This window comes from Blastococcus mobilis (assembly GCF_900188025.1).
GTDB lineage: Bacteria > Actinomycetota > Actinomycetes > Mycobacteriales > Geodermatophilaceae > Blastococcus_B > Blastococcus_B mobilis.
Map to the genome: position 1 here is coordinate 1 of NZ_FZNO01000022.1, position 14,848 is coordinate 14,848.

General features: G+C 71.2%; 11 protein-coding genes and 1 pseudogene. 6 read left to right on the forward strand and 6 right to left on the reverse strand.

What is annotated here, in order from left to right; translation table 11 throughout:
* Window positions 1-346 precede the first annotated feature (346 nt).
* From CHB94_RS26300 to CHB94_RS17915, 4 genes and pseudogenes are all read right to left on the reverse strand, one after another.
* A complete protein-coding gene (locus CHB94_RS26300; protein ID WP_368073871.1) occupies window positions 347-901 on the reverse strand; it encodes a DUF1028 domain-containing protein in 555 nt (184 codons plus the stop codon).
* Window positions 870-971: pseudogene (locus CHB94_RS26795) on the reverse strand (DUF1028 domain-containing protein); the annotation flags it as partial. The gene CHB94_RS26300 and the pseudogene CHB94_RS26795, both read right to left, overlap by 32 nt.
* An 81-nt stretch (window positions 972-1,052) precedes the next feature.
* A complete protein-coding gene (locus CHB94_RS17910; protein WP_089337925.1) occupies window positions 1,053-1,856 on the reverse strand; it encodes a TIGR03089 family protein in 804 nt (267 codons plus the stop codon).
* A gap of 95 nt (window positions 1,857-1,951) precedes the next feature.
* A complete protein-coding gene (locus CHB94_RS17915) occupies window positions 1,952-3,430 on the reverse strand; it encodes an LCP family protein (RefSeq protein ID WP_254920740.1) in 1,479 nt (492 codons plus the stop codon).
* Between the two features lie 731 nt (window positions 3,431-4,161).
* Between CHB94_RS17915 and CHB94_RS25790 the strand changes: the two genes are divergently transcribed.
* From CHB94_RS25790 to glfT1, 4 genes are all read left to right on the forward strand, one after another.
* On the forward strand, window positions 4,162-6,171 hold the full coding sequence (locus CHB94_RS25790; RefSeq protein ID WP_254920741.1) for an N-acetylmuramoyl-L-alanine amidase: 2,010 nt from the start codon (window positions 4,162-4,164) through the stop codon (window positions 6,169-6,171).
* 808 nt (window positions 6,172-6,979) lie between these two features.
* Window positions 6,980-7,810 carry a galactan export ABC transporter permease subunit Wzm/RfbD gene (gene wzm / locus CHB94_RS17925; RefSeq protein ID WP_217899367.1) on the forward strand — a complete coding sequence of 277 codons (831 nt, stop codon included), beginning with the start codon at window positions 6,980-6,982 and terminating at the stop codon, window positions 7,808-7,810.
* On the forward strand, window positions 7,807-8,571 hold the full coding sequence (gene wzt / locus CHB94_RS17930) for a galactan export ABC transporter ATP-binding subunit Wzt/RfbE (protein WP_254920742.1): 765 nt from the start codon (window positions 7,807-7,809) through the stop codon (window positions 8,569-8,571). Before wzm ends, wzt begins: the two co-directional genes overlap by 4 nt.
* A complete protein-coding gene (glfT1, locus tag CHB94_RS17935) occupies window positions 8,568-9,470 on the forward strand; it encodes a galactofuranosyltransferase GlfT1 (protein WP_089337928.1) in 903 nt (300 codons plus the stop codon). The genes wzt and glfT1 overlap by 4 nt, the downstream gene beginning before the upstream one ends.
* 3 nt (window positions 9,471-9,473) lie before the next feature.
* Here the strand turns inward: glfT1 and CHB94_RS17940 are convergent, their stop codons facing one another.
* Together CHB94_RS17940 and glf are read right to left on the reverse strand one after the other, a co-directional pair.
* Window positions 9,474-11,471: a glycosyltransferase gene (locus CHB94_RS17940; protein WP_254920743.1), complete on the reverse strand. Its 1,998-nt coding sequence runs from the start codon at window positions 11,469-11,471 to the stop codon at window positions 9,474-9,476.
* Window positions 11,464-12,651, reverse strand: a complete 1,188-nt coding sequence (glf, locus tag CHB94_RS17945; RefSeq protein WP_089337930.1) for a UDP-galactopyranose mutase — start codon at window positions 12,649-12,651, stop codon at window positions 11,464-11,466. Before glf ends, CHB94_RS17940 begins: the two co-directional genes overlap by 8 nt.
* Before the next feature lie 134 nt (window positions 12,652-12,785).
* Between glf and CHB94_RS17950 the strand changes: the two genes are divergently transcribed.
* A complete protein-coding gene (locus tag CHB94_RS17950; protein WP_089337931.1) occupies window positions 12,786-13,715 on the forward strand; it encodes a glycosyltransferase family 2 protein in 930 nt (309 codons plus the stop codon).
* Between the two features lies 1 nt (window position 13,716).
* Window positions 13,717-14,817 carry a mannose-1-phosphate guanylyltransferase gene (locus tag CHB94_RS17955; RefSeq protein ID WP_089337932.1) on the forward strand — a complete coding sequence of 367 codons (1,101 nt, stop codon included), beginning with the start codon at window positions 13,717-13,719 and terminating at the stop codon, window positions 14,815-14,817.
* Window positions 14,818-14,848 lie beyond the last annotated feature (31 nt).

The following is a 14,848-nucleotide window of genomic DNA, read 5'->3' on the forward strand; positions in this document are numbered from 1 at the left end:
ACCGATCCGCTCGAGCACCTTCTCCAGACCCACGGCCCAGTCCTCGACCTCGGCCACGGTCACATCTTCGACCATCCCGAGACAGTCGTGACCTCGAAGCCCTCAACCCAGTAGACACACCGCAGCCGACAAGACAGGTGCGGCTGTAGTACTAGTGCTCAGCCGAGGAGCCGCGACACCGCCGACAGGCGTGAGTCGCCGGCCATCGCCGCGAGCCACCCGGCCCACCCCGGGCGGGCGCGCATCGCCTCCAGCGCGCGACGGACCGCCTCGGCGTCCCCACGCGGCGAGCGCGGCGTACAGGTCGCGGGCACCCTCGGGCGCGAACACTGCCAGCGTCTCGTAGTCACGCTCGTCGTAAGCCCGCTGGAGGTCGCAGCATCCGCAGCTGGGCGACCGGGTCAGCTGAGTCGTCGACCCGCAGATCCGTGCGGACGCCGTCCTCCTCCTCGGTCGGGGTATGCCCGCTCACCACCAGGAGGGCCGCGGACTGACGGCCCCGCAGGTCACCGCCGGCGTGCTGTCCCGCCGACAGTGCCGCCAGCAGCCGGTCGGGAGGGGCTACACGTGCGGCGGCGAACGTCTCGGCCATCGCGGGCAGGACCTCGTCCCCGGCCAGCATGTTGTCCTGGACGCTGACGCCGTCGCCGACCAGGTGGCCGCTCACCGGGAACGATCCCTGCCCGGTGTCCGCGGCGACCCGCCCGGCCGGATCCCGGACGGCGATCTGACGGTCGGCGTCCTCGGCGGCGTGCGCCGCCCGGCGGACCAGCTCGGCCGGGGGTACTCCCTCGGCCAGAGCGGTCAGGAGCGACGTGCCCAGGCCGCCGCCGGCTGCGCGCCGGCACCGCGACCACGCCGACCCCGGGTCGGGCGGCGGGTACGGCGCGCCCGACGGCAAGGATGCAGGAGGACACCGCGATCCCGAGATCACCGGTGGCCGGATCACGGGCGAGGACGGAGAACGTCACCGGTGGGCCGGCCCCGGGGGACCGCCGCGCGCCTGCGCGTCCATCCGTCGACCACCCCCGGGATGACTCGGTGCGTCCGGCTCAGGCCGGCTTGCCCAGCTCGCGGACGCCTTCGATCCCCCGGCCGAGCGTAGCGGTGACCCGTTCGGTGTCAGCACGATGTCCCAGGCGCTCCTCGTCCGCATTGCGGCACAGCACGAGGGACGCCCCAGCGCTCAACGGGGCCAGCAGCCACGCCACCGGCCCCGCTTCGGCCGCGCTCCGCTCGTCCACCAGGACGCGGTCGCCGGCGACCAGGCCGAGTCGGTCCGCGAGCTGCCGGGCGGTCGACACGAGCCCGCCGAGGTCGAGCTCGAGACGCCCCACGAGCAATCCGGGGGACGACGGGTCCGGCTGCTCGTAGGGGACGAACACGTCACCCTGGGTGCGCACCTCCAGCGCGAAGTCACGGGCCGGCCCCGTGTACCCGGCCATCCCCAGCCCCAACGGGTGCAAGGAGAGGCCGAGCAGGTCCGGGACGTCCAGTTCCGCCAGGGCTTCCAGCCGGTCCTGGGCGGCGAGGACGACGTCGGCCTGTGCGACGCCGCCCTCGTCTTCGACGGCGGTGTCCAGGACGGCGGCCCCGCAGCTCCAGACCGCCAGCAGGACGGCCGCTGTCTGCCAGTGCACGGGAAGGACGACCGCCACGGTGCGTCCGCGCCCCACGTCGAACTCGTCCTGGAGCAGGTTGGCGGTCTTGGCGACCCAGTTGGCCAGGGTCGTCGCCGACAGCTCCACCCGCTCACCGGTGGCGTCGTCGTAGTGGGTGATCAGCGGGGCTGCGGAGTCGCGGCGCAGGGTGGCGGCGAGCAGATCGGCAGGCGTGCCCGGTCCGGTGCGGTTCACCGGATCAGACTGACAGGCGTGCGGCCGGCGGCACGCACCGACCGGTGGTGGAAGGGGAAAGGGCCGGACACGGCGGCCCGGGCCCCTCGCCGCGGTCAGCGTCGGCGGGTGCGCGGTTCGCCCTCGTCCAGGGCCTTCTGAGCCGCCACCGGGTCATAGGCGCAGGCATCGGTGACGTTGTCGACCGGGGTCTCTTCGGCGCCGGACCCGCCGGCCGCCGGCGCCGGCGCCGAGGACGCGGGCGCGGCGGTACCGGTCGACTGTGACGTGTCGTCGGCGGGCGGTGTGGGCGTGACCGCCGTACCCAGCGCCGTCTGGACGGTGGACCGGATGAGGTCGTAGTCGGGGTAGGCCGGGCGGATGACGGTGTCGTCGAACACCACGCTGTTGATGCCGGACTCCTTCACCCGGAATGCCAGCTCGACGAAGTCGTCGAGGACCGCCTGGGGGACATCGGTCCGCACGATGTCCTGAGTCGTGGCCGCCAGCTCCTGATACTGCGTCAGCAGGGTCATGGGGTCCGCCGCGGCGACGATGGCGTTGATGACGCAGCGCTGGCGGTCCATGCGCATGTAGTCGCTCAGGCCGAAGCGGCCCCGGGCGAAGTCCAGCGCACGGGTCCCGTTCATGTGCTGGTTCGGGCCCGGGGCGATGTAGTCGTCGGGAAGAATGCCGATGGTCGGCTCTCCGCCGATCGGCACCCAGTAGTTGACGTTGAGAGTGACGCCGCCGAGGGCGTCGACCAAGCGGCTGAACCCGTCCAGGTTGACCAGGACGTAGTAGTCGATGTTCAGACCGAGGGCCTCGCCGACGCCGAGCTTGAGGAAGTCCGCCCCTGGGTTGTCGGTCCGCCCCAGGATGTCCGGGTGGTCCGCGGGGCCGTTGCGGTACACGGCGTTGAGCAGGCTCTCGCTCTCGCTGCCGGCGTCGAACCCGTCGGGGTAGACCTCGGACAGCGGGCTGTCCTCGGGGAACGGTAGCTCCTCGAGGTTGCGGGGCAGGCTGAACAACGTGGTCGCACCCGTCGCGGTGGCGATGCTCGCGACCATGACGGTGTCGGTCCGCACGCCGTCGCGGCCGGCGCCGCCGTCGCCGCCGAGCAGGAGCACGTTGACGCGGTCCTTGCCGGCGAAGGGGTTGGCGGCGGGGGAGTCGGGGACGGTGGCCGACTCGGCGTCGGCGAAGACGTTCTGGATCAGGTTCCGCTGGACGGAGGCGAGCCGGGCGACCTCGAAAGCGGGGTAGGCGACCCCGAGGGCGAGCAGGGTCACCACCACCGTCCCGACGACGTGCTGCCCCCGGGTGGTCTCCAGCGGCGCGAGCATGCGGTATCCGGCGATGATCACAAGAGACCACCCGATCGCGACCGCGACCGCGACGGCGATGACCAGGAGCAGGGCTCTGGGGTCGACGGCGAACTGGACGACCTTCCGCTGCCCGACGGTGGCCAGGAGCACCAGGCCGAGGGCGCCCGCGGCGGCCAGGCCCAGGACGGCCCAGCCGACCCGTCGCGCGCCGACGGATATCAGTGCCGTGCCCGGCAAGATCGCGCCGAGGGCGGTCTGGCGAAGCACGCTCGAGAACGGTCGGGGTGGCGTCGTGCGGGTCGACGCGCCGGCCGGTCGCCGGACCGGTCCGGAGTCCACCCGACGACGGGCGCGGGGGTCGTGCCGGTCGGCACCGCGCTGGGCGGTGGCCGCCGACCGGCCAGGCCGTGGCGGGCGTCCCGCTCGAGGGTCGAGACGCGGCGGCAGGGTGCGGCCGGCAGTCGGCCCCACTCGCTCGTCGTGTCCTCGGCTCACGGGATACCTCGCTCAGAAAGGGATGGATACGGCGGTCTCGTGGACCGTGCCCGACCGGCACATGCCCGTCGCGTCGCCGTTCGTGGGATGACCTGGCCGATGGTAAGCACGCAGACTGTGCGCCGGAGGCAACCGACACGTGCTCTCCGGCCCCTCCACTCGCGGGTGTTCCCAGTGGCCGCAGCGGTCACAGGGGAGCCGTCGTGACGGAATGCCCCGGCATCCGATGCCCGGGCGGGAGACCGAACCACGACGCCGGTGTGGGCCCCCGTCGTTCCGTCGACCGGCGGAACGACGGCGTCGTTGCCATGGGTGGCCGATGATGGCACCGCATCAGCGGAAGCACCCGTCTCACTTGGCGCGCCGGTCACAGAGTGCATCGCCGCTGTCACGTACTTTATGAACTGCCTTCCGCACGGTCCCGGTACTCCGGGGGCTCGCCGATGACAGCAACCGGGTCAGCCCGAAGCGGACGCGCTCAACTGCACATCGGAGGACATCTCGTGCGCCGCGTTCTTGCCGGTTTCCTCGCATTCACCGCGATCACCGCGACGCTGCTGATCCTGCCGGTCTATGCCGCTCCGTCGCCCACGCCGAAGCCCGTGGAGGCGTCCATCGACTCGGTGGCACTGGGATCGGCGACCGCACCGGAGGGCGAGGCGGTCGTGACCACCGACGGCGAGGTGGTGGCCGCCGGCGAGCTGGCGCCCGTCACGCCCGAGCCATCCGCTGCTCCGCCACCGGTCGAGCCCGCGCCGCCCGCCGCGATGCCCAGCACTCCGACGGCGCCCACCTCCGCCGAACAGCCCGCGCCGGCGAGCTCCGGCGATGAGGTGCCGGGCGTGCCGGCGCTGACCGTCTCCCGTCCGGAGACCGACGTCTTCTCGACCGTCGGTGTCACCTGGTCGCTCGACGGCCCCGTCAGCGGGGTCACCGCCCAGGTGCGCGTGAAGGACAAGTCCGGAAAGTGGGGCCGCTGGTCCGACCTGGAGATGGAGGACGCCGCCGCGGTGCCGGCCGCGGACGGGAGCCTCCCTGCTGGGGGGCGCGGCGGTACCGCGCCGTACTGGACGGGCGACGCCTACGGCATCGAGCTGGTCCTCCAGACAGCTGACGGCTCCACGCCGCAGGACGTCCAGCTCGAGCTGATCGACCCGGGCACCAGCCCCGCCGACTCGGCACCGGGGAAGCCGACCGCCCGCGACCAGGCGCAGGCCGGGATGTACATGCCGGGTATCTACAGCCGTGCGCAGTGGGGCGCCGACGAGCGCCTCCGCACCTGGGCCCCGGAGTACGCGCCGACCCTCAAGGCGGCGACCATCCACCACACGGCCGACCGGAACACCTACACGAGGGAACAGGTCCCCGAGATCCTCCGGGCGACGTTCGCGTACCACGCGGTGAGCCTGAAGTGGGGGGACATCGGTTACAACGTCCTCGTCGACAAGTTCGGCCGCGCCTGGGAGGGCCGGTACGGCGGCCTTGCCAGCACCGTGATCGGTGCGCACGCCGGTGGCTTCAACACCGGCACCTTCGGGGTGTCGATGATGGGCAACTACGACGTCGTGGAACCGCCCAGGGTCATGCTCGACGCGGTGGCCCACGTGATCGCCTGGAAGCTCTCCCTGTACCGGGTCAGCCCTCACGGCACGACCACACTGACGTCCAGCGGTGGGGGGACGGCGAAGTACGCCACGGGCGTGTCGGTGAACCTGCCCACGATCTTCGGACACCGGGACGTCGGCAGCACCGCCTGTCCGGGCAGGTATGCCTTCGCGCGCATGAGCTACATCCGGTCGACCGTGGCGGCGATGCAGAGCAACATCGGGCTGTACGAGCCGGCCGAGGTATGGACGCGCAGCGCCGACCAGAGCGTGACACGAGTGCACCGGGGGAACCCCGGTGACGTTCCGCTGACCTGCGACTGGGACGGGGACGGACGGGACACGGTAGGTCTCTTCCGGCGGGGGCAGTTCATCCTGTTCGACTCGAACTCACCGACGGCACCGATCACGGCGGCCTTCTACTACGGGAACCCGACCGACATTCCGCTGTGCGGCGACTGGGACGGCGACGGGGACGACACCGTGGCGGTGTGGCGCGGGGGGCAGTTCTTCCTCCGCAACGCCAACTCGTCCGGTGTCTCCAGCACCTACTTCGCCTTCGGCAACCCCACCGACGCCCCGCTGGCGGGTGACTGGGACGGAGACGGCGCCGACTCGCCGGCGGTCCACCGCGATTCCTACTTCTTCTGGACCAACAGTGACCAACAGGGCGTGACCGACGGGTACCGGTCGTTCGGCCTGTCCGGGGACCGGCCCGTGACCGGTGACTGGGACGGCGACGGGGCGGACAACCTCGGTGTCGCCCGGGCGGGCGTCTTCTATCTGGCGGACCGCACAGCGGGCCAGCCGTACGACTACCTGTACTACGGCAACATCACCGACAACCCCGTCGCGGGCGACTGGGACGACGCCGGGACCGACGAGATCGGGGTCAGTCGTGGCTACTGACCGCCGACGTGTCCGCACGGCGAGGCGCGTCGGCGTCCTCGCCGTCTGCCGGGCGCTGCTGTCCATGGCGGTGTCTGCGACGACGCCGTCGGCCCGGGCAGCGGTCGGGGGCCCACCCTGGAGCTCACCGGGCACGGCTACGGCCACGGTCGGGGACTGGGCCGGTGGGACTCCTACGGTCGGGCGACGCAGCGCGGCGTCACCCACGACCGCTTCCTGAACAGCTGCTACGGCGGCACCGTGGCCGGCTTCCACGGGAACGCGCCGGTCGGCGTGCAGCTCACGGCGCACGACGGTCGAGCGGTCGAGCGGTCGAGGTGACCTCGTCGTTCTACGTCGGGGCGTCCAGTGCGCCCGGACACGGCAGCCTGGGTGGAGGCTCGTGCCGATGGCAGCCTGCTGCTGCGGACGAGCTACGGCTGCGGCAGCCAGGACGTCTGGGAGGACGCTCATCCCGGACGGGCGGATCGTCTCCACCGTCGGCAACCCCGGCGGCGACCGCTCCGCCATGCTGAACGGCTACACCCCCGCGCAACGACGCCCGACCGGGGCGATCTCGGGGTGATCTGGGGATCGGGCGCCCAGCGCGGTGCGCCACCTGCTGGTGGAGAACGATCTCCGGGGCGTCGTCCGGCGGGAGTCGCCGCCCACCTGTGGGGACGCCGCCGGGTGGTCCCATCGGACCCAGCGGTCACAGGAGCGCCGGAGATGTCACGGGTGTATCGCCAGGGGCGCGAGGCACTGGTGGGGTGAGCGGCTCGGCGTGGGCCTCGGCAGCCCCATCCCGGCCCCGGGTAGCGTTCGGCAGGTGCTCGCCAGTGCAACACCGTCCCGGAACTCGTTCGCCCGGGCCGTGGCAGACCTTCGCGGCGGCTGGGCCCAGCGCCAGCTGTGGGCACACCTGGGCTGGCAGGACATCAGGCAGCGCTATCGGCGTTCCGTCCTGGGGCCGATCTGGATCACCATCAGCATGGCGGTCACGGCCGTGGCACTGGGCGTCCTGTACGCGGGGTTGTTCGGCAACGACCTCTCCGTGCAGCTGCCGTACATCCTCGTGGGGTTCATCATCTGGGCCTTCATCAGCGGCTGCATCAGCGAGGGCTCAGAGGTCTTCATCGCCAACGAGGGCCTGATCCGGCAGCTGCCCGCGCCGCTGTCGGTGCACGTCTACCGGCTGGTGTGGCGCCAGATGCTGTTCTTCGCGCACAACCTCATCGTCTACGTCGTGATGCTCGTGATCTTTCCGCAGCAACTCGGCTGGGACAGCCTCACGGTGTTCCCCGCGCTCCTGCTCCTCGGGATCAACGGCGCGTGGGTCGCCCTTCTCCTGGGCATCGTCACGACGCGGTTCCGCGACCTGGCCCCGATCACCCAGAGCGTGGTGCAGCTGCTGTTCTTCCTCACGCCGATCGTCTGGATCTACGACGACCTGCTGAAGAACGCCGCGGTGGCCGAACGGGCCCGTCTGGTCGAGTTCAATCCGCTGCTGCACTTCATCGAGATCGTCCGGCAGCCGATGCTGGGCCAGGAGCAGCACCTGCGGCACTGGGTCGTGGTTCTCCTCATCACCGTCGTCGGGTGGGCCCTTACCCTGGTGGCGCTGCGCCGGTACCGATCGAGAGTGGCGTACTGGGTGTGAGCACGTCGGAGGACAGACCCCTGGTCAGCATCATCGCGAAGGACGCCTGCGTCGACTTCCCCATCTTCGACGCCAAGAGCCGGTCCCTGAAGAAGACGGTCATGGGCCTGGTCGGCGGGAACATCACCACCGAGACCAAGGTGCCGGTCATCCAGGCGCTGCGGGACATCACCCTGACCCTGGAGCACGGGGACCGAGTCGGTCTCGTGGGGCACAACGGCGCGGGCAAGTCCACGCTCCTGCGGTTGCTCGCCGGCATCTACGAGCCCACGCGGGGCTTCGCCGAGGTCCGTGGGCGCGTGGCACCGGTCTTCGACCTGGGCGTCGGGATGGACCCGGAGATCTCCGGACTGGAGAACATCATCGTCCGCGGGCTCTTCCTCGGGATGACGCGCAAGCAGATGGAGGAGCGGATCGACGACATCGCGGACTTCACCGAACTCGGCGACTTCCTCCGGATGCCGCTGCGTACCTACTCCACCGGTATGCGCATCCGGCTCGCACTGGGTGTGGTGACGAGCATCGATCCGGAGATCCTGATCCTCGACGAGGGGATCGGCGCGGTCGACGCCGCGTTCCTCGAGAAGTCCAAGAAGCGCCTGGCGGAGCTGGTGGAGCGTGCCGGGCTCCTGGTGTTCGCGTCGCACTCCGACGAGTTCCTGCGGGAGCTGTGCGACACCGCGATCTGGATGGAGCACGGCCGCATCCGTCAGCAGGGCGGCATCGACGAGGTCCTCGCGGGCTACAAGGGACGCACGTGACCGCGGCGCAGGCCTCGGCGACCGTCATCGCCGTCATCGTGACCCGGGACCGACCCGAACTCCTCTCCCTCAGCCTGGCCGCCGTCGCCGCGCAGAGCCGGCGGCCCGATCACCTCGTCGTGGTGGACAACGGCCCCGCCGACGAGGTGCGACACGCGGTGGAGACGTGCGGCCTGCCCGCCACGTACCTGCCCAGCACACGCAACCTCGGCGGTGCGGGTGGCTTCGCCCTGGGCATGCTGCACGCCCTGGCGCTCGGGGCCGACTGGGTGTGGTGCGCAGACGACGACGGACGCCCGGCGGACGACGGCGTCCTCGCCACCCTGCTGTCTGCCGCCGAACGGCACGGCCTGGCCGAGGCGTCCCCGATGGTCACCGACATGGCCGATCCCGATCAGCTGGCGTTCCCGCTGCGACGTGGCCTGCGCTGGCGCCGCCGGCGCAGCGACTTCGCCGGCATCGAGGTCCTTCCCGGATACGCCTCGCTGTTCAACGGGGCCCTGTTCCGGGCCGATGCCCTCGACGTCGTCGGCGTCCCGGACTACCGGCTCTTCTTCCGCGGGGACGAGACGGAGATCCACCGCCGCCTCGTGCGGTCCGGCCTGTCGTTCGGAACGGTCGTCGACGCCGCGTACCTGCACCCCGAGGGGACGACGGAGTTCCACCCCATCCTGGGCGGTCGGCTGTCGGCCCAGTACCCCGCCAACGAGGTCAAGCGGTTCTTCACCTACCGCAACCGGGGCTACCTGATGGCTCAGCCCGGCATGCGCTGGCTGCTGCCGTTGGAGTGGATCCGGTTCGGCTACTTCTTCCTCGTGCACCGCCGCGACCGCGCCGGCTGGCGGGAATGGGTCCGGTTGACCACCGCCGGCCGGCGCGAGCGGTTCACGCGCGGATAGCCGTCACGGGCGCTCGTAGCCCCAGGACTCGAATGCCTCGCCCCAGCGCTCGGGGGAGGTGAGCTCCCTCGCGGCTGCGGCCCGGTAACGGCTCTGCAGCTCGGGGAACTCCTTCCGCATGCGGCGCAGGAGCTGGAGTGACCCCGTGAACAGCCGGCGGAACGTCTTCGGGTCGCGCCGGCGGAAGGTGACCCCGCGACCGTCGGCGGTGCCGACCGTCGCGCTGTCGAGGCGGGCGAGCAGGAACCAGCGTGCGTCCTGATAGGAGAGGTTGAGCTGCGGGATCTCCGCGGTGCTGGGCTCGACGGGCGTGGCGTTGTGCGCGACGGCCTGCACGAGAGTCTTGGCGATCGACAGCGGATTGGTCGGGATGGTGCGCAGCTTGATGGCCTCGGCCGCGTGCATGGAGGGCAGCGGCAGATCCCCCGAGGAGGGCAGGACGCGGCCGTCCGGGTGCGTGGCCCGCTTCTCCCGCGCGCGGACGACAGAGGTCGGCATGTCCTCGAACAACCGGTCCGGTCCGGCCAGGAAGTCGCGGTAGGCCATCTGGTGCAGCTCGACCGTCGAGTACTGCAGCGTGATCAGGAACCGCAGGTCGTGCTTGAGCATGTCGCGGAAGATCTGCCCGCCGTCCGAGTGCGGCGAATGCAGAGCGGCGGCGATCAGGCGGTTGCGGATGTGGAAGTAGGCCTGCCAGTCGCTGGCGTCGTCCTTGTCCCCCCACGAGAGGTGCCAGATGGCCGCGCCAGGGAGGGAGACGGTCGGGAAGCCCGCCGCGTGGGCCCGCAGGCCGTACTCCGCGTCGTCCCACTTGATGAACAGCGGCAGGGGCATGCCCACGGCCTCGAAGACGGCGCGGGGGATCAGGCACATCCACCAGCCGTTGTAGTCCACGTCGATGCGCCGGTGGAGGTCCGGCGTCTCGCGGAGGGATTCCTCGCCGAAGTCGTGGAAGTACTCGGTGTTGGGCGCGTTCCGCCAGAAGAAGTTCGACCGGTCCACGATCTCGCCCATCGTGTGCAGCACCGAGCGGTCCTGCAGGGCCAGCATCTGCCCCCCGACCAGCACCGGCTTGCGGGCGTAGGCGGCGAAGGCGCGGGCGCGCAGGAGGCTGTCGGGCTCGAGCTGGATGTCGTCGTCGAGCAGGACGACGTGGGTCGCGTCGCTGTTGACGAAGGACTCGTGCATCGCGCGGGCGAAGCCGCCGCTGCCCCCCAGGTTGGGCTGCTCGAGGACGCGCAGCCGGCTGCCGAGGGCGTCGGCGACCTCCCCGTAGTGGGCGGCGTCGCGAACGTGGTCGTTGCCCTGGTCGGCAACGACCACCAGGCTCAACTGGTCGCGGACGACCTCGTCGCCGACCAGTGCCGACAGCGCCGCGACGGCGTCCACCGGGCGGTTGTAGGTGCACATCCCCACGGCCAGCCGGGGCTGCTCCGCGGGGGCCTGGGGGGCGTACCAGCCGGCGTCGCGCACCACGGTCCGCTCGTCCGTGGTGACGTCGAACCAGTACCAGCCGCCGTCCCCGAACGGCGCCAGGTCCAGGCTGAACTCGAGCGTCTGCTCGCCGTCGCCCTCGTGCACGGCGCCGGTTACGTGCATGGACTCGCCGTTGGCCTTGGACCGGTGCACGTCGACCCGGCAGCCGCCGGTGACCGTGACCCGCAGGACCACCGTGTCCAGCACGCTCCACCGGCGCCAGTAGCTGGCCGGGAAGGCGTTGAAGTAGGTCGCGAAGGACACCTCCCAGCCCGCCCCCAGCTCCGCGCTGTAGCGGCTGCTGCACTTGGCGCGCCCCGAATGGGACTCGTCCAGGTAGAGGCTCCGGACCTTGATCTGGTCTGCGGGGCGGGGCATGAGCACGCGCTGCAGGAGCTGGACCGCCTTGCCGGGGAGCAGGTCCTCGAGGGCCGGCTCACTCACCGGGTCCGGCCGCGTGGGCGTGTCGGCGGTGGCGAAGGTGTCCGTCGTCATGAGGAAGTCAGTCCTGGTGGTCTCAGTCATCGAGGCGGCCGTCCAGCGACCCGCCCTCGTCGAAGAAGGGACGGATGCGGTTGTCGAACATGCTGAGGGCCGACCCGATGGCCATGTGCATGTCCAGGTACTTGTAGGTGCCGAGGCGGCCGCCGAAGAGCACCCTCTTCTCGGCCGTTTCCTTCGCGGCCAGCTCCCGGTACCGCTCCAGCTTGGCGCGGTCCTCGGGGGTGTTGATCGGGTAGTAGGGCTCGTCGCCGGTCTCGGCGAAGCGGGAGTACTCCCGGACGACGACCGTCTTGTCCGCGGGGTACTTCCGCTCCGGGTGGAAGTGCCGGAACTCGTGGATGCGCGTGTAGGGGACGTCCTCGTCGGCGTAGTTCATCACCGACGTCCCCTGGAAGTCCCCGACCGGAAGGACCTCGGTCTCGAAGTCCAACGTGCGCCAGCCGAGCTCGCCGGCCTGGTAGTCGAAGTACTTGTCGATCGGCCCGGTGAAGACGGTCGGCACGTCCTGCGGGAGCTCGTCCCGGACGTCGAAGTAGTCCGTCGACAGCCGGACCTCGATGTTGGGGTGGTCGGCCATCCGGGTCAGCCAGGCCGTGTAGCCGTCGACCGGCAGGCCCTCATAGGTGTCGTTGAAGTACCGGTTGTCGAACGTGTAGCGCACGGGCAAGCGGGCGATGACCGCCGCGGGCAGTTCGGTCGGGTCGGTCTGCCACTGCTTCTTCGTGTAGCCGCGGATGAATGCCTCGTAGAGGGGGCGGCCGATGAGCGAGATCGCCTTCTCCTCGAGGTTGGCGGCCTCGGCCGTGTCGATCTCGCCGGACTGTTCGGCCACGAGCGCGCGCGCCTCGTCGGGGCTGAAGCTGCGGCCGAAGTACTGGCAGATCGTGGCCAGGTTGATCGGCAGCGCATAGGTCTGGCCGTCGTAGATGCTGAAGACCCGGTGCTGGTAGTCGGTGAACTCGGTGAACTGACGGACGTACTGCCAGACCCGCTCGTTGGACGTGTGGAACAGGTGCGCGCCGTAGACGTGCACCTCGATCCCGGTCTCGGGCTCGGGCTCGGAGTAGGCGTTTCCTCCGATGTGGTCCCGGCGGTCGATCACGAGGACCCGCTTGTCCAGTTGGCTGGCCACCCGCTCGGCGACGGTCAGGCCGAAGAAGCCGGAGCCGACGACGACGAGATCAGGACCGATGGAAGTCACGCTTGGCGACTGTACCGGCGAGCAGTCGTGAGCATCGTCCGCCGACACCGAGCCGTGCGGGCAGGCGGGGCCGTCCTCCAGCGATCCGGCGGCCCGTCACCCGGGCGAGGGCTCGTGGCGGATACGTTCGTCGCGTGCAACGAGCTTCAGCCGGCCCACCTCTGCGCGTGGTCACCGTGACCTTCTCACCGGGTGAGGCGCTCGACGGCTTCGTGGAGTCCCTGCGGCAGGCCACGGTGCGACCGCTCGACGTGGTCCTGGCCGACAACGGCTCCACCGATGGCGTGCCGGAGCAGGTCGCGGCCCGGTACCCGGACGTACGCCTCCTCCCCACCGGTGGGAACGTCGGGTACGGGGCGGCCGCCAACGCCGGCCTGGCCGACCTCGACTCCGGGTACGCGCTGGTGGCCAATCCCGACGTGCGGTTCGAGCCCGGCTCGGTGGACGAGCTGCTCGCGGCCGCCGAGCGGTGGCCACGTGCGGCCACGATCGGCCCGGGCATCATGACGCCGGAGGGGCAGCTCTACCCGTCGGCGCGGGACCTGCCGTCGCTGAGCACGGGCATCGGGCACGCGCTGCTGGGCTGGGCGTGGCCGGCGAATCCGTGGACCGCTCGCTACCGCCGTGAGCGAGAGGACCCCCGTGAGCGGACCGCCGGCTGGCTGTCCGGATCCTGCGTGCTGGTCGACGTCGCGGCGTTCCGGTCCGTCGGTGGCTTCGACCCCGGCTACTTCATGTACTTCGAGGACGTCGATCTCGCCGAGCGGCTGAGCCGGAAGGGATGGCTGCACGTCTACGTCCCCTCTGCGGTCGTCGTGCACGAAGGGGGGCACGCGACCCGGCGGGAGCCGCACCGCATGCAGCGCGTGCACCACACCAGCGCGCTGCGGTACCTGTCGGGGCAGTACCCCCGGCGCAGGGACGCACCGCTTCGCGGGGCACTGCGCGCCGGCCTGGGCGCTCGGATGCTCGTCTCCTACGTCAGTGGCCGCGTCGCCGCCGGGGCGCCGTTCCAGCGCCGGGCCACCGATCTCGCGGCGACGGCGCGACGGTCGAGGGACTGACATGCGCCACGCGGTGATCATGGCCGGAGGATCCGGGACGCGGCTGTGGCCGCTGTCCCGGGCGGCGAGACCCAAGCAGCTGCTCGACGTCGTCGACGACGGGAGCAGCGGCGCGCGCAGTCTGCTCGCCGAGGCCTTCGGCCGAATGGCCCAGGTGGTGCCGGCCGACTGCATCTGGGTCTGCACCGCCGCGGCCTACGCCGACCAGGTGCGCGGGGTGCTGCCCGGACTGTCCGCCGACCGCCTGATCCTCGAGCCGGCGGCCCGGGACACGGCCAATGCCGTCGGACTGAGTGCGGCACTCGTGGCGGACGTCGACCCGGGCGCCGAGCTCGCGGTCGTCAGCGCCGACCATGTCATCCGCCCGGTCGACCGTTTCGCCCACGTCCTGCGGACGGCGTTCGACGTCCTCGCCGACCGCCCCGACTCGCTGGTCACCCTGGGGATCACGCCGGTGACCCCGGCCACGGGCTTCGGGTACGTGCAGCGGGGGCGGCCCACGCAGACGGCCGGTGTCGCCGAGGCCGAAGGCTTCCGTGAGAAGCCCGATCGCACGACGGCAGAGGCGTACCTGGCCTCCGGGGACTACCTCTGGAACTCGGGGATGTTCGTGTGGCGCGCGCGGACGGTCCTGGACGCCCTCGCCGACCTGCTCCCCGAGACGGCGGAGGGCCTGGCCCGGATCGTCGCTGCCGCGCCGGGACCCGCGCGCGAGGCCGTCCTGGCGGAGGTCTTCCCCAGGCTGCCGAAGATCAGCGTGGACTACGCCGTCCTGGAGCCGGCCTCCCGTCAGCCGGGGCGCGTGCTCGTGGCCGACCTGGACGTGGACTGGCTCGACGTCGGCTCGTGGCCTGCCCTCGCCCACACCCTGGAGGTCGAGGGTGGCGGCAATGCCGTCCGGGGGGCGGTGGTGCTGCTCGACGCGTCGGGCAACGTCGTCTTCAGTGACGACCCGGCGCACCTCGTCGCCCTCGTCGGGGTGCGCGACAGCGTCGTGGTGCACACGCGGGACGTCACCATGGTCTGCCCGATCGTCGACGCCGAGCGCGTCAAGGAGTTGTTGTCGGCGGTCGAGAGGGCGCACGGCCGACGCTTCAGCTGATCCGACACGCACGGAGGTTCGGGTGGATTTG

What these genes read in the sequence shown, in the direction of transcription:
- CHB94_RS17955 (WP_089337932.1), top strand. Translation starts at nt 13,717, where the DNA reads ATGCGCCACGCGGTGATCATGGCCGGAGGATCCGGGACGCGGCTGTGG.
- CHB94_RS17940 (WP_254920743.1), bottom strand. Translation starts at nt 11,471, where the DNA reads ATGACTGAGACCACCAGGACTGACTTCCTCATGACGACGGACACCTTC.